Source organism: Ewingella sp. CoE-038-23, assembly GCF_040419245.1.
GTDB lineage: Bacteria > Pseudomonadota > Gammaproteobacteria > Enterobacterales > Enterobacteriaceae > Ewingella > Ewingella allii.
The window spans coordinates 496,920-518,965 of sequence record NZ_JAZHOH010000001.1; the positions used below are offsets into that span (position 1 = coordinate 496,920).

At 54.5% G+C, this 22,046-nt stretch carries 20 protein-coding genes; 13 read left to right on the forward strand and 7 right to left on the reverse strand.

From position 1 onward, the window contains the following. Positions 1–245 precede the first annotated feature (245 nt). Complete coding sequence (locus V2154_RS02480) at positions 246–509, reverse strand: hypothetical protein (RefSeq protein ID WP_353500927.1); 264 nt, start codon at positions 507–509, stop codon at positions 246–248. 55 nt (positions 510–564) lie between these two features. Between V2154_RS02480 and deoC the strand changes: the two genes are divergently transcribed. The 5 genes from deoC (at position 565) to yjjJ (ending at position 6,536) form a co-directional block, all read left to right on the forward strand. Next, positions 565–1,344, forward strand: a complete 780-nt coding sequence (gene deoC, locus V2154_RS02485; protein WP_353500928.1) for a deoxyribose-phosphate aldolase — start codon at positions 565–567, stop codon at positions 1,342–1,344. A 113-nt stretch (positions 1,345–1,457) separates the two neighbouring features. Continuing rightward, positions 1,458–2,777: a thymidine phosphorylase gene (gene deoA, locus V2154_RS02490; protein ID WP_353500929.1), complete on the forward strand. Its 1,320-nt coding sequence runs from the start codon at positions 1,458–1,460 to the stop codon at positions 2,775–2,777. Positions 2,778–2,885: 108 nt separating this feature from the next. Continuing rightward, entirely contained in the window at positions 2,886–4,109 is a 1,224-nt protein-coding gene (gene deoB / locus V2154_RS02495) for a phosphopentomutase (RefSeq protein ID WP_353500930.1), read from the forward strand. Positions 4,110–4,218: 109 nt separating this feature from the next. Continuing rightward, entirely contained in the window at positions 4,219–4,938 is a 720-nt protein-coding gene (gene deoD / locus V2154_RS02500) for a purine-nucleoside phosphorylase (RefSeq protein ID WP_353500931.1), read from the forward strand. Positions 4,939–5,189: 251 nt separating this feature from the next. Further along, positions 5,190–6,536, forward strand: coding sequence for a type II toxin-antitoxin system HipA family toxin YjjJ (gene yjjJ, locus V2154_RS02505; RefSeq protein ID WP_353500932.1), 1,347 nt, complete (start codon positions 5,190–5,192; stop codon positions 6,534–6,536). Here yjjJ and V2154_RS02510 read toward each other — a convergent pair. Beyond that, on the reverse strand, positions 6,533–7,330 hold the full coding sequence (locus V2154_RS02510) for a YtjB family periplasmic protein (RefSeq protein ID WP_353500933.1): 798 nt from the start codon (positions 7,328–7,330) through the stop codon (positions 6,533–6,535). The two genes, yjjJ and V2154_RS02510, sit on opposite strands and share 4 nt — an antisense overlap. Positions 7,331–7,582: 252 nt before the next feature. On the opposite strand from V2154_RS02510, the gene serB reads away from it, so the two are divergent. From serB to nadR, 3 genes are all read left to right on the forward strand, one after another. Continuing rightward, entirely contained in the window at positions 7,583–8,548 is a 966-nt protein-coding gene (serB, locus tag V2154_RS02515; protein ID WP_353500934.1) for a phosphoserine phosphatase, read from the forward strand. Between the two features lie 29 nt (positions 8,549–8,577). After that, positions 8,578–9,960, forward strand: coding sequence for a DNA repair protein RadA (radA, locus tag V2154_RS02520; protein WP_353500935.1), 1,383 nt, complete (start codon positions 8,578–8,580; stop codon positions 9,958–9,960). Positions 9,961–10,037: 77 nt separating this feature from the next. After that, positions 10,038–11,297 (forward strand): multifunctional transcriptional regulator/nicotinamide-nucleotide adenylyltransferase/ribosylnicotinamide kinase NadR, encoded by a 1,260-nt coding sequence (gene nadR, locus V2154_RS02525; protein ID WP_034786984.1) that lies wholly within the window; start codon positions 10,038–10,040, stop codon positions 11,295–11,297. A 65-nt stretch (positions 11,298–11,362) separates the two neighbouring features. Here the strand turns inward: nadR and V2154_RS02530 are convergent, their stop codons facing one another. Next, entirely contained in the window at positions 11,363–12,364 is a 1,002-nt protein-coding gene (locus tag V2154_RS02530; protein WP_034786986.1) for a zinc-binding alcohol dehydrogenase family protein, read from the reverse strand. 100 nt (positions 12,365–12,464) lie between these two features. On the opposite strand from V2154_RS02530, the gene V2154_RS02535 reads away from it, so the two are divergent. Next, a complete protein-coding gene (locus tag V2154_RS02535) occupies positions 12,465–13,385 on the forward strand; it encodes a LysR family transcriptional regulator (RefSeq protein WP_353500936.1) in 921 nt (306 codons plus the stop codon). A 44-nt stretch (positions 13,386–13,429) separates the two neighbouring features. On the opposite strand, the gene ettA is transcribed toward V2154_RS02535, so the two are convergent. Further along, positions 13,430–15,097 carry an energy-dependent translational throttle protein EttA gene (gene ettA, locus V2154_RS02540; RefSeq protein WP_353500937.1) on the reverse strand — a complete coding sequence of 556 codons (1,668 nt, stop codon included), beginning with the start codon at positions 15,095–15,097 and terminating at the stop codon, positions 13,430–13,432. 420 nt (positions 15,098–15,517) lie between these two features. Between ettA and sltY the strand changes: the two genes are divergently transcribed. Together sltY and trpR are read left to right on the forward strand one after the other, a co-directional pair. Further along, positions 15,518–17,446, forward strand: a complete 1,929-nt coding sequence (gene sltY / locus V2154_RS02545) for a murein transglycosylase (protein ID WP_353500938.1) — start codon at positions 15,518–15,520, stop codon at positions 17,444–17,446. A gap of 55 nt (positions 17,447–17,501) precedes the next feature. Next, on the forward strand, positions 17,502–17,846 hold the full coding sequence (gene trpR / locus V2154_RS02550; RefSeq protein WP_034786996.1) for a trp operon repressor: 345 nt from the start codon (positions 17,502–17,504) through the stop codon (positions 17,844–17,846). A gap of 8 nt (positions 17,847–17,854) precedes the next feature. Here the strand turns inward: trpR and yjjX are convergent, their stop codons facing one another. After that, positions 17,855–18,388, reverse strand: coding sequence for an inosine/xanthosine triphosphatase (gene yjjX, locus V2154_RS02555; RefSeq protein ID WP_034786997.1), 534 nt, complete (start codon positions 18,386–18,388; stop codon positions 17,855–17,857). A 51-nt stretch (positions 18,389–18,439) separates the two neighbouring features. Between yjjX and gpmB the strand changes: the two genes are divergently transcribed. Continuing rightward, entirely contained in the window at positions 18,440–19,087 is a 648-nt protein-coding gene (gene gpmB / locus V2154_RS02560) for a 2,3-diphosphoglycerate-dependent phosphoglycerate mutase GpmB (protein ID WP_353500939.1), read from the forward strand. Positions 19,088–19,109: 22 nt separating this feature from the next. On the opposite strand, the gene robA is transcribed toward gpmB, so the two are convergent. Next, a complete protein-coding gene (gene robA / locus V2154_RS02565; RefSeq protein ID WP_353500940.1) occupies positions 19,110–19,976 on the reverse strand; it encodes an MDR efflux pump AcrAB transcriptional activator RobA in 867 nt (288 codons plus the stop codon). A gap of 211 nt (positions 19,977–20,187) precedes the next feature. Between robA and creA the strand changes: the two genes are divergently transcribed. Beyond that, on the forward strand, positions 20,188–20,664 hold the full coding sequence (creA, locus tag V2154_RS02570) for a protein CreA (protein ID WP_353500941.1): 477 nt from the start codon (positions 20,188–20,190) through the stop codon (positions 20,662–20,664). 84 nt (positions 20,665–20,748) lie between these two features. Here creA and arcA read toward each other — a convergent pair whose 3' ends face one another. Next, complete coding sequence (gene arcA / locus V2154_RS02575; RefSeq protein WP_034787008.1) at positions 20,749–21,465, reverse strand: two-component system response regulator ArcA; 717 nt, start codon at positions 21,463–21,465, stop codon at positions 20,749–20,751. Positions 21,466–22,046: the final 581 nt, after the last annotated feature.

A 22,046-nucleotide genomic window follows, 5' to 3' on the forward strand; every position in this document is an offset into this window, starting at 1 on the left:
CCGGTCAGTTTGGGCTTCTTAAATGTAATTTTGTTATTTAAATAACATTTATAATCCACCAAATTTCTAGGTATAGCTTTTAGTGCGCTTTTTAAACGCGATGCTTCTCCTTTAAATGTTATTATTATAACATTCATTTCAAGATCACCGGTCGGTGATCACAGAGTGGGCAACCCGCCATCAGTTGTCATGAATCGGGTGTACACTCTTATTAGGGCCGGATATTGAGCATAATTGCGCCAATCTCAGAATTGCTGCAGCGTAAGTGTGATGCGAATCTCATTTGTGGAAGTAACGTTGCAAGCGGTTTTCATAATTTGTGAAATACTGCACAGAGCAACCTGATACGGCGTGTTCAAATAGTCACAACGCATTGGCTGATGCCAATCAGGTGCGGTGAGAAGGATCTCATCTGCCAGCAGGGCGCAAATTCGCCTCTGTTCGCTGTCTTCAAGGAACCAAGTCCGCTCGCCAACCGTGCAGAGTTCGGCATCTTTTGCCGGGTTCATGACTGTATGCTCAGTTCTGGCTGGTCGCTGGAATTGAAAATTGTTGGAGAGTTTTATGACCGATTTAACCGCCGCAGCACAACGCGCACTGAACCTGATGGATTTAACTACCCTGAATGACGACGACACTGACGAAAAAGTGATCGCCCTGTGTCATCAGGCCAAAAGCCCGGCGGGCAACACCGCTGCTATCTGCATCTATCCACGTTTCATTCCGGTTGCGCGTAAAGCCCTGCGTGAGCAAGGCACTCCTGACATCCGTATCGCGACCGTCACTAACTTCCCGCACGGCAACGATGACATTGAGATCGCCGTGGCTGAAACCCGCGCGGCTATTGCCTATGGCGCAGATGAAGTTGACGTTGTATTCCCATACCGCGCGCTGATTGCGGGCAACGAGCAGATCGGTTTTGAGCTGGTAAAACAGTGCAAAGAAGCCTGTGCTGCCGCCAATGTGCTGCTGAAAGTGATTATTGAAACTGGCGAACTGAAGCAAGATTCGCTGATTCGTAAAGCCTCAGAAATCGCCATCAAAGCCGGTGCTGACTTCATCAAAACTTCAACCGGCAAAGTCCCGGTCAACGCGACCCTGCACAGCGCAGAGTTGATGATGACAGTGATTGCAGAGATGGGCGTAGGCAAAGACGTTGGCTTCAAGCCAGCGGGCGGCGTGAAAACGGCTGAAGACGCCGCGCAGTATCTGGCACTGGCAGACCGCCTACTGGGCCGCGAATGGGCTGACTCGCGTCATTTCCGTTTCGGCGCATCCAGCCTGTTAGCCAGCCTGCTGACCACGCTGGGCCACGCTGACCAAAAGTCTACCAGCAGCTATTGATCGTTAAGGCAATTCGCTAACGCATTCGGCGTTACGGGGTCCGGCTCGCCGGGCCCCAGCCCTGGAACATCAATAACTTCCTCTCTACATTCCTAGTCATTCAGGAGCACTCCGTGTTTCTCGCACAAGAAATTATTCGAAAAAAACGTGACGGACAGCCGCTAAGCGAAGAAGAGATTCGCTTTTTCATCAATGGGATCCGTGACAGTCAGGTATCGGAAGGGCAGATTGCTGCCTTGGCGATGACCATCTATTTCAACGACATGAACATGAAAGAGCGCGTGGCGTTGACCATGGCGATGCGCGACTCCGGCACCGTTCTGAATTGGAACAGCCTCAACCTCAACGGGCCGATTGTCGACAAACACTCCACCGGCGGCGTGGGCGATGTGACTTCGCTGATGCTGGGGCCGATGGTAGCGGCCTGTGGCGGCTACGTGCCAATGATCTCCGGGCGCGGTCTGGGCCATACCGGCGGCACGCTGGATAAACTGGAAGCCATTCCTGGCTTTGACATTTTCCCGGATGACAACCGTTTCCGCAGCATTATCAAAGACGTGGGCGTGGCAATCATCGGCCAGACCAGCTCTTTGGCTCCGGCGGACAAACGCTTCTACGCCACCCGTGATATCACGGCCACCGTCGACTCTATCCCGCTGATCACTGGCTCGATTCTCGCCAAAAAGCTGGCGGAAGGGCTGGACGCGCTGGTGATGGACGTCAAAGTCGGTTCCGGCGCCTTCATGCCGACCTACCAGCTGTCCGAAGACTTGGCGCAGGCGATCGTTGACGTAGCCAACGGCGCGGGTTGTAAAACCACCGCGCTGCTGACCGACATGAACCAGGTGCTGGCATCCAGCGCGGGTAATGCCGTGGAGGTGCGCGAAGCCGTGCGCTTCCTGACTGGCGAATACCGCAATCCACGCCTGCTGGAAGTCACTATGGCGCTGTGCGTCGAAATGCTGATTTCTGGCGGTTTAGCCAGTGACGACGCCGATGCACGCCGCCAGCTGCAAGCCGTGCTCGACAACGGCAAGGCGGCAGAGATCTTCGGCCGCATGGTCGCCGCGCAAAAAGGCCCGGCTGACTTCATCGAGCGCTACGACAGCTATCTGCCGAAGGCGACCCTCAGCAAGCCTGTGTATTCAGAGAAAGCCGGGATCGTCAGCGCCATGGACACCCGCGCGCTGGGCATGGCGGTGGTATCACTGGGTGGCGGCCGTCGTCGCGCCAGCGACCCAATCGACTACAGCGTTGGGCTGACCAACATGGCGCAATTGGGCCAGCAGGTGGACACCCAGCAGCCATTGGCGATGATCCACGCCAGCAATGAAGAAGCCTGGCAGAGCGCCGCTGAAGAAGTTCGCGCGGCGATTGTCCTCAGTGACAAGGCGCCGGAAACCACCCCGGTGGTGTATCGCAGAATTAAATAATCTGATATTTGGGGGTTGAAAATGCGTAGCGACGCCCCCAAATCAATATGATCTGTGTGTCGGCCTGAACCGATGCACGCAACGAATAATTGAGCATAGGAGTGCAAGATGAAACGTACGTTTATCATGGTACTGGACTCATTCGGTATTGGTGCCAGTAAAGATGCTGAAAAATTCGGTGATGCAGGTTCTGACACATTGGGCCATATTGCCGCTGCCTGTGCACGTGGCGACGCCAACGTTGGACGCCAAGGCCCACTGAATCTGCCTAACCTAACCCGTTTAGGTTTGGCGAAAGCTGCCGAAGCTTCTACCGGCAAGATCCCTGACGGTATGGACGGTAACGCTGAGATAACCGGCGCTTACGCCTACGCCAGCGAGCTTTCTTCCGGTAAAGACACCCCGTCTGGTCACTGGGAAATCGCCGGTGTTCCGGTCTTGTTCGACTGGGGTTACTTCAGCGACACCACCAACAGCTTCCCGCAGGAACTGCTGGATAAGCTGGTAGAGCGCGGCAACCTGCCGGGTTATCTGGGCAACTGCCACTCTTCCGGTACTGTGGTGCTGGACGACTTGGGCGAAGAGCACATGAAAACCGGCAAGCCGATTTTCTATACCTCTGCTGACTCCGTGTTCCAGATTGCCTGTCACGAAGAGACTTTCGGCTTAGATCGCCTGTACGAGCTGTGTGAAATCGCTCGTGAAGAGCTGACCGAAGGCGGCTACAACATTGGTCGTGTTATCGCGCGTCCGTTCATTGGTGACAAAAAAGGTCACTTCGAGCGCACCGGTAACCGCCATGACTTAGCCGTAGAGCCGCCAGCGCCAACCATTCTGAAAAAGCTGGTTGATGAGAAAAACGGCAACGTGGTGTCTGTGGGTAAAATCGCCGACATCTATGCTCAGGTGGGGATCACCAAAAAAGTGAAAGCCACTGGCTTGGACGCGCTGTTTGACGCGACCATTCAAGAGATGAAACTGGCTGGCGACAAAACTATCGTCTTCACCAACTTTGTAGATTTCGACTCAGCTTACGGCCACCGCCGTGACGTGCCGGGCTACGCGGCTGCGCTAGAGCTGTTCGACCGCCGTATGCCAGAGCTGCTGGAGCTGGTGAAAGAAGATGACATCATCATCTTCACCGCCGACCACGGTTGTGACCCAACCTGGCGTGGTACCGACCATACCCGCGAGCACATTCCAGTGTTAATCTACGGCCCGAAAGTGAAACCTGGCTCGTTAGGTTACCGCGACACCTTCGCGGATATCGGCCAGACCGTGGCGAAGTACTTCGATTTGTCGCCGATGGATTACGGTAAATCCATGCTGTAAACACAGCGCCTTTCGCGCCGTAGCGTTGTTGGCTTCGCGCCCGGCTACGGCGTGAAATCCACCCTGTTTTTTATCTATAAAATCTAAAAAGAATGAAAGGACGATAACAATGGCAACTCCACACATTAATGCCGAGATGGGCGACTTTGCTGACGTAGTGCTGATGCCGGGCGATCCGCTGCGCGCCAAGCACATTGCTGAGACTTTCCTGCAAGACGTGAAACAAGTGAACGACGTGCGTGGCATGTTGGGCTTCACCGGTACTTATAAAGGCCGCAAAATTTCTGTAATGGGCCACGGCATGGGTATTCCTTCTTGCTCAATCTATGCCAAAGAGCTGATCACCGAATTCGGCGTGAAGAAAATCATCCGTGTGGGTTCTTGCGGCGCAGTTCGTCCAGACATCAAGCTGCGCGACATCGTTATCGGCATGGGCGCATGTACGGATTCCAAAGTGAACCGTATGCGTTTTAAAGACCATGACTACGCGGCTATCGCTGACTTCGACATGGTGCGCAACGCCTCTGACGCGGCCAAAGCCAAAGGCATCACCGCGCGCGTGGGTAACATCTTCTCCGCTGACCTGTTCTACACGCCAGACCCGCAAATGTTCGACGTGATGGAAAAATACGGCATTCTGGGTGTTGAAATGGAAGCTGCCGGTATCTACGGCGTGGCAGCAGAGTTCGGCGCTAAAGCACTGACTATCTGTACTGTTTCTGACCACATCCGTACTCACGAGCAAACCACCGCTGAAGAACGCCAGACCACCTTCAACGACATGATCGAAATCGCGCTGGAATCCGTTCTGCTGGGCGATAAAGAGTAAGTTCTGTAGCCAGACTACAAACAACAAAACGGGGACCCTTAAAAGTCCCCGTTTCTATTCATATTTTTCAGCTTTTCTATTCACGAAATCACGGTTTTTTGTGCTTTATTTGATCGAAAATCTTTCTCGTATTTTCAGTAATCGCCCTAAATTTCTATTTTTAATGGTTTTTTCCTCGCTTGTTCTTTAGTGTTGATCTATAAATAATTATCTCTTTCTATTCATCTTTCTATCCAGGATGCTATTCATCGATGAGCGAGTTAGCTGATTTACTGCGTCAGGGCAGCCTGACGGCGAAAGAGATCATGGCCCAAATCGGGGTAAGTCAGGCAACCCTTTCCCGCAGGCTTGCCGAGCAGAATGATGTACGCAAGATTGGCCGCGGGAAGTCGACGCGCTACGCCTTGCTGCGATCCATTGGTGGAGAGAGCGAATTTGCATTCTACCGAATTGATACCCAGGGGCAGGCGGAGCAAGTAGGCCGCATTGTGTCGATATGGCCTGCGGAGAGCTGCGCGTTTGAAACTGTCGATGGCCAATGCGTGCTGTTCGACGGGCTGCCGTGGTTTATTACCGACATGCGCCCTCAGGGATTTTTGGGCCGCGCGTGGGGTCGGGATATCAGCGCGCTGCTGGCCTTACCTGAAGACATTAAGCTGTGGAATGAATCGCAAACCCTGCTGGCCCTCAGCCGACATGGCAATGAAACCGTGGGCAACCTCATTGTGGGGCAGGCCGCGTATCAGCAGTGGGCGTTAAAGCCGGATGAGGCGGCCGTGGCTTTCCAAGATAAGATCTCTGCTTTCGAGAAGCTGGCGCAAAAAAGCCTCGCGGGGCAAGAAGTGGGTTCTTCGGCCGGGGGAGAGCAGCCGAAGTTTAGCGTTTTTGTCGAGCACCAGCAGAAGCCCGCTTCCCACGTTTTAGTAAAATTTTCACCACAAGAAGCCAATGAAAACACCCGGCGCTGGGGTGATTTACTGCGTGCGGAGGCTCACGCGCTGGCCGTGCTGCAACAGGCAGGCATTGCAGCGGCGCAGGCAGAGGTGTACAGCGGAAGTCATGGTGAGGTGTTCTTAGAGGTCGAACGCTTTGATCGCCTTGGCGAGCGCGGGCGGCGCGGTTTGGCCTCGCTGGAGGCCGTCGCCGCTGAATTCACGGGCAGCCACGGTAGCTGGGTCGCCATCGCGGCAAAATTGCAGCAGGAGAAACTGATTTCGCAGAGCACGCTGATGCGCATTGGCGAGCTTTACGCCTTTGGCAAGCTGATCGCCAACGGTGACATGCATCAGGGCAACCTGTCGTTTATCGACCCACCGCTGTTGCCGAATAAGTTCGCCTTCGAGCTATCGCCGGTTTACGACATGCTGCCGATGAGCTTCGCGCCGGACAGAAGCGGCAACATGAAACGGCAGGCAATCAATATTGTTTTAGACCCGGCCGTGGCGAAAAGCCAGTGGCTGCGGGCCCAGCGCTGGGCGTTAGATTTTTGGCAGAAGGTGGAGCAGGATGCGCTTATCAGCCCTGAATTCCGCCTGATAGCCAGCCAGATGCTGGCTCAGGTTACGGAAATCACCGCCAATATTCGGCGGCTGGCCTAATCCCGCTTTTCGCGGCTGCGTTTCAGGCTGCGGTAGGCGGCCTGAGCGGCTTCTTTGGTTTGTTGCTCGGTGGCGGGTTTCGCGGGAGCGACCTCGGCGTCTGGCTCGGTCATGTTGAGCGTCGGCGGTGGGCCAAACTCGTCCGTTTCTTCTTCCTCTGGCTCATCATCCTCTTTCACCGGCGTGCTGGCAGTCAGCAGGAAAGGGGATTGCTGCCAGCGGCTGCGGCGGCCCTGCAGCAGGGTGCGGGCGAGAATAATGCCGACGCCTAGCGCGGCGAGCATCATCAGGCGCAGCAGGTTGGTGGTGTTATCCACCTGTTTGGATTCGGTTGCCAGCACGTGGGTGTCGAGGGTCAGGCGCAGAAAGCCGTTCGGGCCGTCTTTATCTTCAATCGGCTGAACGATTTGGTGGTTGAAGTAGCTTCCCGCGCGCTTGCCGTCGAGTGCCAGCCGGTCGCGAACCGGCACCTTTTCACCGGCATGGGCGATCAGCGTGCCGTCCATCTGATACACGCTGGCATCAAGAATGCGACTGTTGTCGGTAAGTTGATTCAAAATAGTGGAAATCTGGGCGATATCCGCGCCATCATTCTCGCTGTCCATCAGCGGAGCCAGAGTAAAAGCCACCTGTTTCGCCAGTGTCTGGGCAAGTTGTTCCACCTGCTGGGAACGAGCAAGCTGATGCCCCAAGCTAAAGTAAGAAGCTCCTTGCATCAGAATTACCAATAAAGCCAAGCAAATCAAAACGATAGCTGTGCGATGCAGGCGAAATTTCAGTTTGGCCTTTGCCATTCTGTTTCCTTAAGATTTTCGACGACTTTAATGTTGCCAGAAGCGCGGGCTATAGGGTAGCTTGTTGCCTCATTTATACCCTGCATCCTTCGCGCTGCCTCTGCGTTGGCTTCACTCAGTTACCCGAATCACTTACTGGAGTAAGCTCATCGGGATACCTTCGTTTGCCGCCTTGACGCAACGCGAATGATATTGGGTATTATGTGGTGAAATCTTTGTTTTTCTACGCCTAACTGCTCGACAGGAGTAATCATGCCAAACAGTCTGACCTATTGCGATCTTCCCGCGGAGATCCACCAATGGCCGGGACTTCCCCTTTCACTCAGCGGTGACGAAGTGATGCCGTTGGACTACCGTGCTGGGCATACTGGCTGGCTGCTGTACGGCAGGAAACTGGACAAAACAAGCATTACGAACTTCCAACGCCGTCTGGGCCGCGCTCTGGTGATTGTCAGCGCCTGGACCGTTGATGATTATCAGGTTATTCGTCTGGCCGGTGCATTGACCGCGGAAATAGAAGCGTTGGCCGAGTCCTTCGAGCTTGATGTCACCCAGCTTGGCAAAGTGCCGCACATGCGCACGCCGGGGCTGCTGGTGATGGACATGGATTCTACCGCGATTGAGATTGAATGCATCGACGAAATTGCCAAACTGGCGGGCGTCGGAGAGCAGGTGGCTGAAGTGACCGAACGCGCGATGCGCGGCGAGCTGGATTTTTCGGCCAGCCTGCGTCAACGCGTCGCCACCCTACAAGATGCTGATGCCGGTATCCTGCAACAAGTGCGTGAAACTCTACCGCTGATGCCGGGCCTGACCAAAATGGTGCAGCGCCTGCAAGAGCTGGGCTGGCACGTGGCTATCGCCTCCGGCGGCTTCACCTATTACGCCGAATACCTGCGCGACAAGCTGAACCTGATTGACGTGGCGGCCAACGAGCTGGAAATCCGCGACGGTAAGCTAACTGGGCGCGTGATTGGTCCCATCGTCGATGCACAATATAAAGCCGATACTTTGCTCAAGCTGGCAGAGAAGCTTGAGATCCCGAAAGAGCAAACCGTGGCCATCGGCGACGGCGCGAACGACCTGAAGATGATGGCCGTCGCGGGCATGGGCATTGCCTACCACGCTAAGCCGAAGGTCTACGAGCAGGCGGAGGTTTGTATCCGTCATGCCGACTTAATTGGCGTTCTCTGCATTTTAAGCGGAAGCTTAGCCTAAGTTTTAAATCCAATATTTCGAGGTAAGTTGTGGTAAAAGCAGCAAAACGAGCATTTGTGTGTAATGAATGCGGCGCAGATTATCCGCGCTGGCAGGGGCAATGCAGTGCCTGTCAGGCCTGGAACTCCATTACCGAAATCCGTTTGTCTGCATCGCCAACCGTGGCCCGCAACGAGCGTTTGAGTGGTTATGCCGGCGATGCGGGCGTTAGCCGCGTGCAGAAGCTGTCTGAAATCAGTCTCGACGAACTGCCGCGCTTCAGCACCGGGTTCAAAGAGTTTGACCGCGTGCTGGGCGGTGGCGTGGTGCCGGGCAGTGCGATCCTGATTGGTGGTAATCCGGGGGCGGGTAAAAGTACGCTGCTGTTGCAGATCCTCTGTAACCTCGGCGAAAACATGAAAACCCTGTATGTCACCGGCGAGGAGTCACTCCAGCAGGTAGCAATGCGCGCCCATCGCCTCGGGCTGCCGACCGCCAACATGAACATGCTGTCTGAAACCAGCATTGAACAAATCTGCCTGATTGCCGATCAGGAGAAGCCGAAGCTGATGGTGATCGACTCCATTCAGGTGATGCACATGGCGGACATTCAGTCGTCGCCGGGCACGGTGGCGCAGGTGCGCGAGACTGCCGCCTACCTGACGCGCTTCGCCAAGACGCGCGGCGTGGCGATTGTCATGGTCGGCCACGTGACTAAAGATGGCTCTCTGGCCGGGCCGAAGGTGCTCGAGCACTGTATCGACTGCTCGGTGCTGCTGGACGGCGATGCCGACTCCCGATTCCGCACCCTGCGTAGCCATAAAAACCGTTTCGGCGCGGTCAACGAGCTTGGCGTGTTCGCCATGACCGAACAGGGTTTGCGCGAAGTGAGCAACCCGTCGGCCATCTTCCTGAGCCGCGGTGATGAGATAACGTCCGGCAGCTCGGTGATGGTGCTGTGGGAAGGGACTCGCCCGCTGCTGGTGGAGATTCAGGCGCTGGTGGACCACTCGATGATGGGCAACCCGCGTCGCGTGGCGGTAGGCCTTGAGCAGAACCGACTGGCGATTCTGCTGGCGGTGTTGCACCGTCACGGCGGCTTGCAGATGGCGGATCAGGACGTGTTCGTCAACGTGGTCGGCGGCGTAAAAGTCACGGAAACCAGTGCTGACCTCGCACTTCTGCTGTCGTTGGTTTCCAGCCTGCGTGACCGCCCGCTGCCGCAAGATTTAGTGGTGTTTGGTGAAGTGGGGCTGGCGGGAGAGATTCGCCCGGTGCCGAGTGGTCAGGAGCGAATCACCGAAGCCGCCAAGCACGGCTTCAAACGCGCCATCGTGCCTCATGCCAACGTGCCGAAAAAGGTGCCCGCCGGAATGCAGGTGTTTGGCGTGAAGAAGCTGGCAGATGCGCTGGCGATCCTCGACGATCTGTAACATTTTCTGAGTATTCCTCTACCCGCCAGTTGTGCTATTTTTGTTTAGTAAATTAAACGCAGGGTAGAGGACAAGATATGTCACAGTTTGATTATCTGAAGACGGCAATTAAGAAACAGGGATGTACATTACAGCAGGTCGCGGACGCCAGTGGCATGACCAAGGGCTATCTAAGCCAACTGCTGAATGCCAAAATCAAAAGCCCAAGTGCGCAAAAGCTGGAAGCGCTGCACCGTTTCCTCGATCTTGAATTCCCCCGCCGGGAAAAAAACATCGGCGTGGTGTTTGGTAAATTTTATCCCCTGCATACCGGACACATCTATTTAATCCAGCGCGCCTGTAGCCAGGTCGATGAACTGCACATCATCATGGGCTATGACGAACCTCGCGACCTGAGCCTGTTTGAGAACAGCTCCATGTCTCAGCAACCCACGGTGAGCGACCGACTGCGCTGGCTGCTGCAAACCTTTAAGTATCAGAAAAACATCCATATTCATTCGTTTAACGAAGAGGGAATGGAGCCTTATCCGCACGGCTGGGACGTGTGGAGTAAGGGGATAACCGACTTTATGAACAAGCAGGGGATCGTGCCGAATACCATCTATTCGAGCGAAGAGAACGATGCGCCGCGCTACCGCGAGCATCTGGGGATCGAAACCGTGCTTATCGATCCCAAACGCTCGTTTATGAATATCAGCGGATCGCAAATCCGCCGCGACCCATTCCGCTATTGGGATTATATCCCGACCGAAGTGAAGCCGTTCTTTGTGCGAACCGTGGCGGTTCTGGGCGGCGAGTCCAGCGGAAAGTCCACGCTGGTCAATAAGTTAGCCAATATTTTCAACACTACCAGTGCGTGGGAATATGGCCGCGATTATGTCTTCTCCCACCTCGGTGGTGACGAGATGGCGCTGCAATATTCCGACTATGACAAAATCGCGCTCGGGCAGGCCCAGTACATCGACTTCGCGGTGAAATACGCCAACAAGGTGGCTTTCATCGATACCGACTTCCTGACCACGCAGGCATTTTGCAAAAAGTACGAAGGCCGCGAGCATCCCTTTGTCCAAGCGTTGATGGACGAATACCGGTTTGATCTGGTGATCCTGCTGGAGAACAACACGCCGTGGGTGGCGGACGGGCTGCGCAGTTTGGGCAGCACCACTGACCGATCCTCCTTCCAGAACCTGTTAATCGAGATGTTGCAGCAGAACAACATCGACTACGTGCACGTGAAATCCTCGGACTACGACGAGCGTTTCCTCGAGTGCGTGGAGCTGGTGCAGATCATGCTGGCGGCCGATACCAGCCGGGTGAGCGCGCTGCCGAAAGAGTAAATAGTCATAATGAAAAAGCCCTCGATTCTCACAAATCGGGGGCTTTTTTATGCAAACTCTCCGGCTTAGAAGGCGATAACCACTTTGCCTTGCATATGGCCGTCGAGCACTTTGGCGTGGGCGGCTTCAATGCTTTCCACCGTCAGGCCGTGCAGGGTGTCGCTCAGCGTAGTTTTCACTTTGCCCGCGTCCACTAACTCAGCCACCTGCTTGAGGATTTCACCCTGCTGGGCGATGTCCGGCGTGTTGAACATGCTGCGGGTAAACATCAGCTCCCAGTGCAGCGCGGCGCTTTTCACTTTCAGGCTGCTCTGGTCCAGCGGATGCTCATTCTCAACGATGGTGCAGATGTGGCCCATTGGCGCGATCAGGTCGCTGATGGCGGCCCAATGGCCGTCGGTGTCATTCAGGCAGAGGATGAAATCTACCTGTTTGATGTCGTGTTTCGCCAGCTCACCTTTCAAATCTTTGTAATTCACGGTCAGGTCCGCGCCGCGATCCAAACACCATTGGGCTGATTCCGGGCGTGAGGCGGTGGCGATCACTTTCACTTTGCTGCGCAGCGCGGCAAAAGGAATAGCCAGCGAGCCAACGCCACCGGCACCGCCGATGATCAACAGGGTTTTCTCTTCACCGGCGTTTTGAATATGCAGGTGTTCGAACAGGGCTTCCCACGCGGTCAGCGCGGTCAGGGGCATGGCGGCGGCTTCTGCCCAGTTGAGCGAGCTTGGTTTGCGGGCCACGATGCGCGAGTCAATCAGCTGCTCGGTGGCGTTGCTACCTGAACGAGTGATGTCACCGGCGTACCAAACTTCGTCGCCCGCCTTAAAGTTTTTCACCGCGCTGCCGACGGCTTTCACCACGCCGCTGGCATCCCAGCCCAGCACGCGCGGGGCATCCAGGCCATTTTTCTGTGCGCCTTTGTGCACCTTGGTATCGACCGGATTGACGGAGACGGCTTTTACTTCAACCAGCAGGTCAAACTCGCCGACTTCAGGCTGTGGCAGTTCAATCGCAATAAAGTGCGCAGGGTTCTTCGGGTTTACGGCAATAGCGTTGATGGACATGTGGGTTCCTCCATTAAGGGTTACACAGAGTGTAGTCGCCATGAGCTAAGCTGATAAGATGGACAATAACTAACAAAGTGTTCGTCTGAGGTGAACAATCATGTTCAAACAATTGCAGGATATGGCGCTGTTTGCCTTGGTCGCCGAGTGCGGCAGCTTTACCGCCGCCGCCGAGCGCGCGGGGTTGCCCAAGTCGAGCGTCAGCCAGCGCGTGAGCCAGTTGGAGAAGTCAGTGGGCATTCGCTTACTGAACCGCACCACGCGGCAGCTCAATCTGACCTTCGCCGGTGAGCGCTATTTGATCCACTGCCAAGAGATGATGCTGGCGAGCGAACGCGCCGAGCTGGCGATCCGCCGTCTGCGGGACAACCCCAGCGGCCGCCTGCGCATCACCAGCCCGGCGGGGCTGGGTGCGACGCTGCTGGCGCGCATGAACGTCGAGTTTCAAAAGCGTTATCCAGACGTGTCGCTGGAAGTGTCGGTGTCGGACGCGATGGTCGACCTGGTGCAGGAAGGCTTCGATTTGGCGCTGCGCACCGGCAAGCCGCAGGACTCGTCGCTGATTGGCCGCGAGCTGGGCCACAGCCCGCGCTATCTCTTGGCCTCCCCCGCCTATCTCGCGGCACACCCGCCGCTGGCGCATCCGCAGCAATTGGCGTCGCACCACTGTATCGCGCACCGGGCGTGGGCGGAGTGGGTGCTGCATCGCGGCGAGACTTATCATCGCTGGCTGCTGCCGGGGGCGCACTCCACCGACAACCTGCTCTATGCCCGCGAATGCGCGGTGGAAGGGGCGGGGATCACGCTGCTACCGGCGTTTTTATGTCATGACGAAGTGGCGAAAGGGCTGCTGGTGCGGGTTCTACCAGAGTGGGAAGCCGAGGGCAATGACCTCTATTTGGTCTACCCGAGCCGTAAGTTGAACTCACCGGCGCTGGCCTGTTTTATCGATTTTATGCTGGAAGAGTATGGCTTTGCGAAAAGCTACAGCGAGGCGTTGGCGGTTAAAGCGGAGCAATAAAAAAGGCCCGTTTCCGGGCCTTTCATCAAGCAAAGGATCGGGACTTATTTGATCATCTTCTTGTATTTGATACGCTTAGGTTCCAGCGCGTCAGCGCCCAGCGTGCGTTTTTTGTACTCTTCGTATTCGGTGAAGTTACCTTCGAAGAATTCAACTTTACCTTCATCCTGGTAATCAAGGATGTGAGTCGCGATACGGTCGAGGAACCAGCGGTCATGGGAAATGACCATGGCGCAGCCCGGGAACTCCAACAAGGCGTTTTCCAGTGCGCGCAGGGTTTCGATGTCGAGGTCGTTGGTTGGCTCATCGAGCAGCAGCATGTTGCCGCCCACTTGCAGCAGTTTCGCCAAGTGCAGACGACCGCGCTCACCACCGGACAGCTCGCCGACGCGTTTGCCCTGATCAACACCTTTGAAGTTGAAGCGGCCAACGTAGGCGCGGCTTGGCATTTCGGTGGTGCCGATGCGCATGATGTCTTGACCACCAGACACTTCTTCCCACACGGTTTTACTGTTGTCCATTGCGTCACGGAACTGATCGACAGAGGCCAGTTTCACGGTGTCGCCCAGTTCAATGGTGCCGCCGTTTGGCTGCTCTTGACCAGACATCATGCGGAACAGGGTAGATTTACCCGCGCCGTTTGGACCGATAATACCGACGATCGCGCCTTTCGGTACGGAGAAGGAGAGGTCGTCAATCAGAACGCGGTCGCCGTAGGATTTGCTCAGATTCTTCACTTCGACCACTTTGTCGCCTAAGCGTGGACCAGGTGGAATGAACAATTCGTTGGTTTCGTTACGTTTCTGGTATTCCGTGCTGTTCAGCTCTTCGAAACGTGCCAGACGGGCTTTGCCCTTAGACTGACGGCCTTTCGCGCCCTGACGCACCCACTCCAACTCTTTCTCGATAGATTTACGACGCGCCGCTTCAGAAGACGCTTCCTGCGCCAGACGTTCATCTTTCTGCTCCAGCCATGTGGAGTAGTTGCCTTCCCATGGAATACCTTCACCACGGTCAAGCTCCAGAATCCAACCCGCAACGTTGTCGAGGAAGTAACGGTCGTGGGTGATCGCCACCACGGTGCCTTCGAAGTCGTGCAGGAAGCGTTCCAGCCAGGCCACGGACTCGGCGTCCAAGTGGTTAGTGGGTTCGTCGAGCAGCAGCATTTCTGGCTTTTCAAGCAGCAGGCGGCACAGCGCCACGCGGCGGCGCTCACCACCGGATAGGGTGGCCACTTTGGCGTCCCAGTCTGGCAGACGCAGGGCATCAGCAGCGCGCTCCAACTGGGTGTTCAGGTTGTGACCGTCGTGTGCCTGAATGATCTCTTCCAGCCTGCCTTGCTCGGCAGCCAGTTTGTCGAAATCTGCATCCGGGTCTGCGTAGAGAGCATAGACTTCATCAAGGCGTTTTAACGCGCCGACGACTTCTGAAACCGCTTCTTCCACTGACTCGCGGACGGTGTGCTCCATGTTGAGCTGAGGCTCCTGAGGCAGGTAGCCGATTTTCAGGTCCGGCTGCGGGCGAGCTTCGCCTTCGATGTCGGTATCAATGCCGGCCATAATGCGCAGTAAGGTGGATTTACCAGAACCGTTAAGACCCAGTACGCCGATTTTAGCGCCAGGGAAGAAACTCAGGGAGATGTTCTTAAGAATATGACGCTTCGGCGGAACCACTTTGCCGAGGCGATGCATTGAGTATACGTATTGAGCCACGTTGTTTTGAGCCTCTTTCTATGCGAGCCGCGCGCTGTCTGCAACAAGCAGGCGCTGCGGCGGATTAAAGTCAGCCCCGCCGTAAACGGCATGACTGATAAGTGTTCCGACTGCGAAGTTTAGCCTGTTTCGCTACGCTTCCCAACCATCGAACCTCACAGGACGCCAATAATCTCCTTTAAAGATGAAAAATGATCGCGCGGGAGAGAAATCGGCTTGCTGTCGTCTGGTATCTGCGCGCGGCTTGCACCACACTGTGTAAAGTTTGTGATGCTGTGTACGCATGACTTCAATTTTAAAAATGAATCGATTAGCGTAGTTGGTGTCTACGCATTGCGGCCTTGATTCGTCATTGATGAGCGACGAAGGCTGCACCCTGTTTGGCAGTCAGCAATACAACCAGCGAGGATAAAGGCAAGTATGGTCAAGGTGGACAAAGGGTATCTTTTGGCAGCAGGCATGTTGTTGGTGGCCGTTTCTGGAGTCGCAAAAGCGGACTCATTGGACGCTCAGCGCCAGCGTTATATGCAAATCAAGCAGGCGTGGGACAATAACCAGATGGACGTGGTTAATCAGCTGATGCCAACCCTGAAGGATTATCCGCTTTATCCTTATTTGGAATACCGTCAGTTGACGCAGGACTTAAGTCTGGCGACGCCGCAGCAGATCAGCAGCTTCGTGCAGTCTCATCCTACTTTGCCTCCGGCGCGTTCTCTGCCTTCACGCTTCGTCAATGAGTTGGCCAATCGTCAAGACTGGACGGGCTTGCTCACCTTCAGCCCGCAGCCGCCAAAGCCGGTGGCCGCGCGCTGTAACTACTATTACGCCAAATGGTCGACGGGCGATCAGCAAACCGCGCTGAACGCGGCGAAAGACATCTGGCTAACCGGCACCTCGCTGCCGAACGCCTGCGACAAGCTGTTTAGCCTGTGGCAGCAGGGCGGCAATCAGACGGCGCTAGTGACCCTGCAACGCATTGGTTTGGCGATGAAGCAGGGCAACAGCAATCTGGTGAATTTCCTCGCCAAGCAGCTGCCTGACGACTACCAGACTATGCGCGACGCCTTGCTGAAACTGCAAAGCGACCCGAACAGCATTGAAAGCTTTGCCCGCAGCGTCGGGCCGACCGATTTCACCCGTAATGCCGTGGCGATCGCTTTTAGCCGCATTGCCCGTGAAGACGTGGAAAACGCCCGCTCGATGCTGCCGATTTTGGCTCGCTTGCAGAAGATGAGCGACAGTGACCGCCTCGAGCTTGAAGAGGCCGTGGCGTGGCAACTGATGGGAAGCACCGCGACGCCAGAGCAGGCCAAATGGCGCGATAGCGTGATCCTGCGCAGCCATTCGACCTCGCTGGTGGAGCGCCGAATTCGCATGGCGCTGGCCGCCGGGGACCGCCAAGGGCTGAGCCAGTGGATGGATCGCCTGCCTGCGGATGCGCAACAGGAAGATGAATGGCGCTACTGGGAAGCCTCGGTGCTGATTGACCAAGGTAAACGCCAGCAGGGCGAGACCATTCTGCGCACGCTGATGCAGGGGCGTGGCTTCTACCCAATGGCCGCTGCACAAAAGCTTGGCGTGCCTTATCCGATGCAGGTGTCTGTCGCTACCAAGCCTGACGCCAGCTTTGCCTCACTGCCTGAAATCGCCCGCGTGCGTGAGCTGATGTACTGGCACATGGACAATCTAGCGCGCACCGAATGGACCTATCTGGTGCTGAGCCGCAGCAAAGACCAGCAGTCAGCGCTGGCGCGTTACGCCTTCGAGCGCAATTGGGCCGATCTCAGCGTGCAGGCGACCATTGCCGGCAAGCTGTGGGATTACCTCGAGGAGCGCTTCCCACTGGCGTGGGCCCCTGAATTTAAGCAGGCGACGGACGATAAAGGCATTACGCAGAGCTACGCGATGGCCATTGCGCGTCAGGAAAGTGCGTGGAACCCGGAGGCTCGCTCGCCGGTTGGCGCTTCTGGCCTGATGCAGGTGATGCCTGCCACGGCGCAGCACACGGTGCAGATGTTTAACCTGCCGGGCTATACCAGCCCAAGCCAGCTGTTCGACCCGCAGACCAATATCCTGATTGGCACCAACTATCTGGAATATGTTTATCAGCAGTTTGGCCGCAACCGTATTCTGTCCAGCGCCGCCTATAACGCCGGTCCATCGCGCGTGAATACGTGGTTGGGCACCAGCGCGGGCCAAATCGACGCCGTGGCCTTTATCGAAAGTATCCCTTTCTCCGAAACTCGGCGATATGTTAAAAATGTGTTGGCGTATGACGCGTTTTATCGCTACTTTTTGCATCAGCCGGCGAAAGTTTTGACCGATGCCGAATGGCAGAGGCGTTACTGATTTTTAACAGCTATGTTATGCTGCCGTACTAGTTTAATAGTATGGCAGCCATGACATGACCCAAACTCCGGTAAACGATCCCGCTCTTTCCCAACAAGGCAATGAGGACTGGCAGTGCTTTATGGCGCTGTTACAGCAATCTTTCGCTGAAAATCTCCACCACGAACTGCTGCAATTGCTACTGACGCCTGATGAAAGGGCTGCCTTGGGCACGCGTGTCAGAATTGTTCAGGAGTTGATGCGTGGCGAACTCAGCCAGCGAGAGTTGAAGAATCAATTGGGGGCTGGGATAGCAACGATCACCCGAGGGTCTAACGGCTTGAAAAACGCACCGGCCACGCTGAAAGCTTGGCTCGGCACGCAATTATTAGGTCCGGATGAAGTCAGTAAAGATGTCTGACGGAGCCGTCAGTGCGTTTGCACTCTGACTTGATACACCGCGTTGTGGAAGGGTGCTAACGCCAACACCAGCGCCTGATGATACACGCTGGTACGGGTCAGTTTACCGGCGGTAAAAATGCCAATCGCCCCGCCTTTGCGTTTAACTTCGGCAATTCCCGTCAATTTTTCCATTTCATCGCCCAATTCACTGCCTTGGTTGATCTCTTGTAATATAATTTCAGGCAACATCAGGCTGGCTGAACGGGATTCGCCGCGTTGATGCATGTTTTCGATGACCATCCAGGCGAAGGTCATGTTGTCTTCAATTCCGGCTTCAATGCCAACCCAAAAATCCGCTTCGGGACGCACTTGTCGTGCGCTGATGACGCGGTGTCGGGCACCAGTACGGGTTTCGCTGCTGCCAATAGGTTGGTTAGACACGCCGCTGTCGACATCTACGCCTTCGATACGGAACGAGTCAGTACCAAAAATGTCCTCAAATGCCAGAGCAATAGCTTTAATTTTTGCCGGGTTAGTGGTTGCAGCGACAACGTGGTACATAGAGTTTGAGCATCCTTTAGCAAATTTCACGCAGTATAACGGAAAACACTCATGTTACAGGTATATCTCGTCCGTCATGGCGAAACCGAATGGAATGCAGCACGCAAGATTCAGGGACAGTCAGACAGTCCGTTGACCCAAAAGGGCATTTTTCAGGCACAGCAGGTGGCCGAGCGCGTGCGCCGCGAAGGCATCACGCACGTCATCACCAGCGATCTGGGGCGTACTCGCGCCACGGCGCAAATCATCGCTGACGCCTGTGGTTGCGCTGTCACCGAGGAGCCGCGTCTGCGCGAGCTGCACATGGGCGTGCTGGAAACCCGCAATTTGGATGGCCTGAGTGCTGACGAAGAAACCTGGCGTAAGCAGATGGTTGATGGCACGCCGGATGGCCGCATTCCACAGGGCGAGAGTATGATTGAGCTGGCCGAGCGTATGCGCTCTGCACTCGACAGCTGCCTTGATTTACCGGCGGGCAGTAAACCGCTGCTGGTGAGCCACGGCATCGCGCTGGGTTGCCTTATCAGCACGATTTTAGGGCTTGAGCCTTATGCCGAGCGCCGCCTGCGCCTGCGCAACTGTTCCATTTCGCGTGTGGATCATCAGGAAAGTGCGTGGCTGGCGTCTGGCTGGATTGTGGAGACGGCGGGCGATATTTCGCATCTGGATCAGCCCGCATTAGATGAGCTGCAGCGTTAAACGCGGCAGCCTTACAGCAGAATTAACGGCGAATAGGGATAAGATAATCGCATTCTATTTCGGTCGGCGGCGTGGCGCTCGGCACTTTATGTTTGGTATAGAATCGCTCAATGTCTTGTCCCTTTCTGCGCGTCATTTTCAGCGACGGCAGACAGGTTCCGTACAGCGTCAGGATGAATTCCTGCAACAGTTCCGGTGAACCTTTGTAGTGGAACATCGCGTATTCACCTTCCTGCACGACAATCGGTTGACCTTCCACATTCTCTGGCAGATGCTTCGGTTCGATGGCCGTGGTGTACAACACTTCCTGCTCGTCATCTTTCTCCTGACTCGGGCGAGAGTGGTGCAAACCGTAGAGTACCGGCGGCAAGGTTTTAGCTTCACCAATGTACTGACGCCAGAAATGCAGGCGCATTTCATTACGGTAAGTGGTGATCTGTTCCAGCGTACAGGAGTAGCTCTGCGTAATGCCGATCAGATTTTGCTCCGGCAGCGAGACGAACTCTGGCTGTGGCAAAATGAAGGCGCCAAGGCGAATCGGCGGGCAGATCCCGAAAGAGTGCCAATCTTCTGAACGACGGTATAGCGCGGGCGTCTGTGCGAACTGTTTTTTGAATGCGCGAGTAAACGTCTGCTGAGAATCAAAACGGTATTGCAGGGCAATATCCAAAATTGGTCGGCTGGTCAATCGCAGAGCGACGGCAGCTTTTGACAGGCGACGAGCACGAATGTAAGCACCAATTGCGTTACTCGTGACATCCTTAAACATACGTTGCAGGTGCCATTTCGAATATCCGGCTTTGGCTGCGACGTTGTCGAGTGATAACGGCTGGTCTAAATGGGTTTCTAACCAGCTGAGAAGATCACGAATGATTCCTGCTTGATCCATAGATCGTCCTCGTTGAACTAAGATAAATGCACAGAATGTTGACGCCGCATAATAGCAACTTTTTCTGCTTAAAACTTCTTAAGATTTTTTTAGCTAAACGTGCTTTTTGCTCAGCTAACCGAATATTCCTACTACAAATTGTGAGCAAGGGCTTTGTTTAATATCGTCTTTGCTTGATCTCACCATTAGCAGCGTGCTGCGGAGTAACCTAATGAAAAAGTGTTGTATTTTTGTTTTTGGACTGTTCTTGATTTGTTCCAATTCGGCGTATGCGGAGCAGGTGGGCTCGGTGGATACCGTGTTCAAATTCCTAGGTCCAGACCACAAAATTGTGGTTGAAGCCTTTGATGATCCTGATATTAAAAATGTAACCTGTTATATCAGTCGGGCCAAAACGGGCGGGATAAAAGGCGGCTTAGGGCTGGCCGAAGACACCTCTGACGCGGCAATCTCTTGCCAGCAGGTTGGGCCAATCGAACTCAGCGATAAGATTAAGCAGGGTAAAGATAAGGGGACGGTGGTGTTCCAGAAACGCACCTCGCTGATATTCAAAAAGCTGCAGGTGGTACGTTTTTATGATGCTACCCGCAATGCGCTTATTTACCTGAGCTATTCCGACAAAGTGGTCGACGGCTCGCCAAAAAATGCCCTTAGCGCGGTGCCAATCATCCCTTGGGGTTCTCGCTAGTCGCCTGATTCCCAAAAGAAAAGGCCAGCATATGCTGGCCTTTTTCATTGACGATGACTGACAACAGGGTTGGCAACCTGCCGCTTAGTCTTCTAAATCACCACAGAAACGATAGCCTTCACCATGAATGGTGGCGATGATTTCTGGGGTATCCGGCGTGGCTTCGAAGTGTTTACGAATGCGACGGATAGTGACGTCAACGGTACGGTCATGAGGCTTAAGCTCACGGCCGGTCATTTTCTTCAGTAAGTCACCACGGGTTTGAATTTTGCCCGGATTCTCACAGAAATGCAGCATCGCGCGGAATTCACTGCGCGGCAGCTTGTATTGCTCGCCAGCCGGGCTCACCAGCGAACGGCTGTTGATGTCCAGTTCCCAACCGTTGAATTTGTAGCTTTCTACCAGACGGCGTTCTTCACCGGTGGTGCTCAGATTCATGGTGCGGGAGAGCAGGTTACGTGCGCGGATGGTCAGCTCACGCGGATTGAAAGGTTTGGTGATGTAATCATCAGCACCAATTTCCAAACCAAGAATTTTGTCGACTTCATTGTCGCGGCCGGTCAGGAACATCAGGGCAACGCTTGCTTGTTCGCGCAGTTCACGGGCCAGCAGCAAGCCATTTTTACCTGGCAGGTTGATGTCCATGATGACCAGATTGATGTCATGTTCCGACAAGATGTTGTGCATTTCTGCACCATCATTGGCTTCATGCACCATGTAGCCTTCTGCTTCAAAAATACTTTTTAGCGTATTACGGGTCACTAACTCGTCTTCGACGATCAGGATATGAGGAGTCTGCATGTTTGCTACCTAAGATTGCCAACAAATTGAAAATAGGAGTACAGAAGTCCTTGTTATTCCGATGAATTTTGACAGCGAATGCGCTATCTCACTCGTTACATGACTAAAGTACGTAAATGCGTTTCTGATGCGCTTTACATCAACACCAATGTCGTCGCCAGCTCTGTCGCGAAGCCCACTTTGTGACTTCCTATTGGGTGCTGGAATGGCGCTTATCCTAACCCTATTAACAGCAATATAACAGCGAGTGCCGACATTACCACCCAACAAAACTACGCTTTGTTGACATATATCAAATTCAATTGTAGCACGGTAACACTTTAGTGAAAAACACTTATAGGAATGCACGGTTAAGTCACATTTTGCGCAAAATTGGTCACGATTCAGCAGGTTATAATTTCCGCCCACTATATTGAGAGAATTGATTCTAATCATTCAATATATCAATATGATTAGTAAGGCTTATTTAATTTTATAAGTCATGTAGTAGTGGTTCATTTCTATTTTCTGGCTAATGGCAGATTTTACGGCATTTAGTTATTAGCCCATATTTGACTGTTAAGTTTATGTGAAAAGTTGAT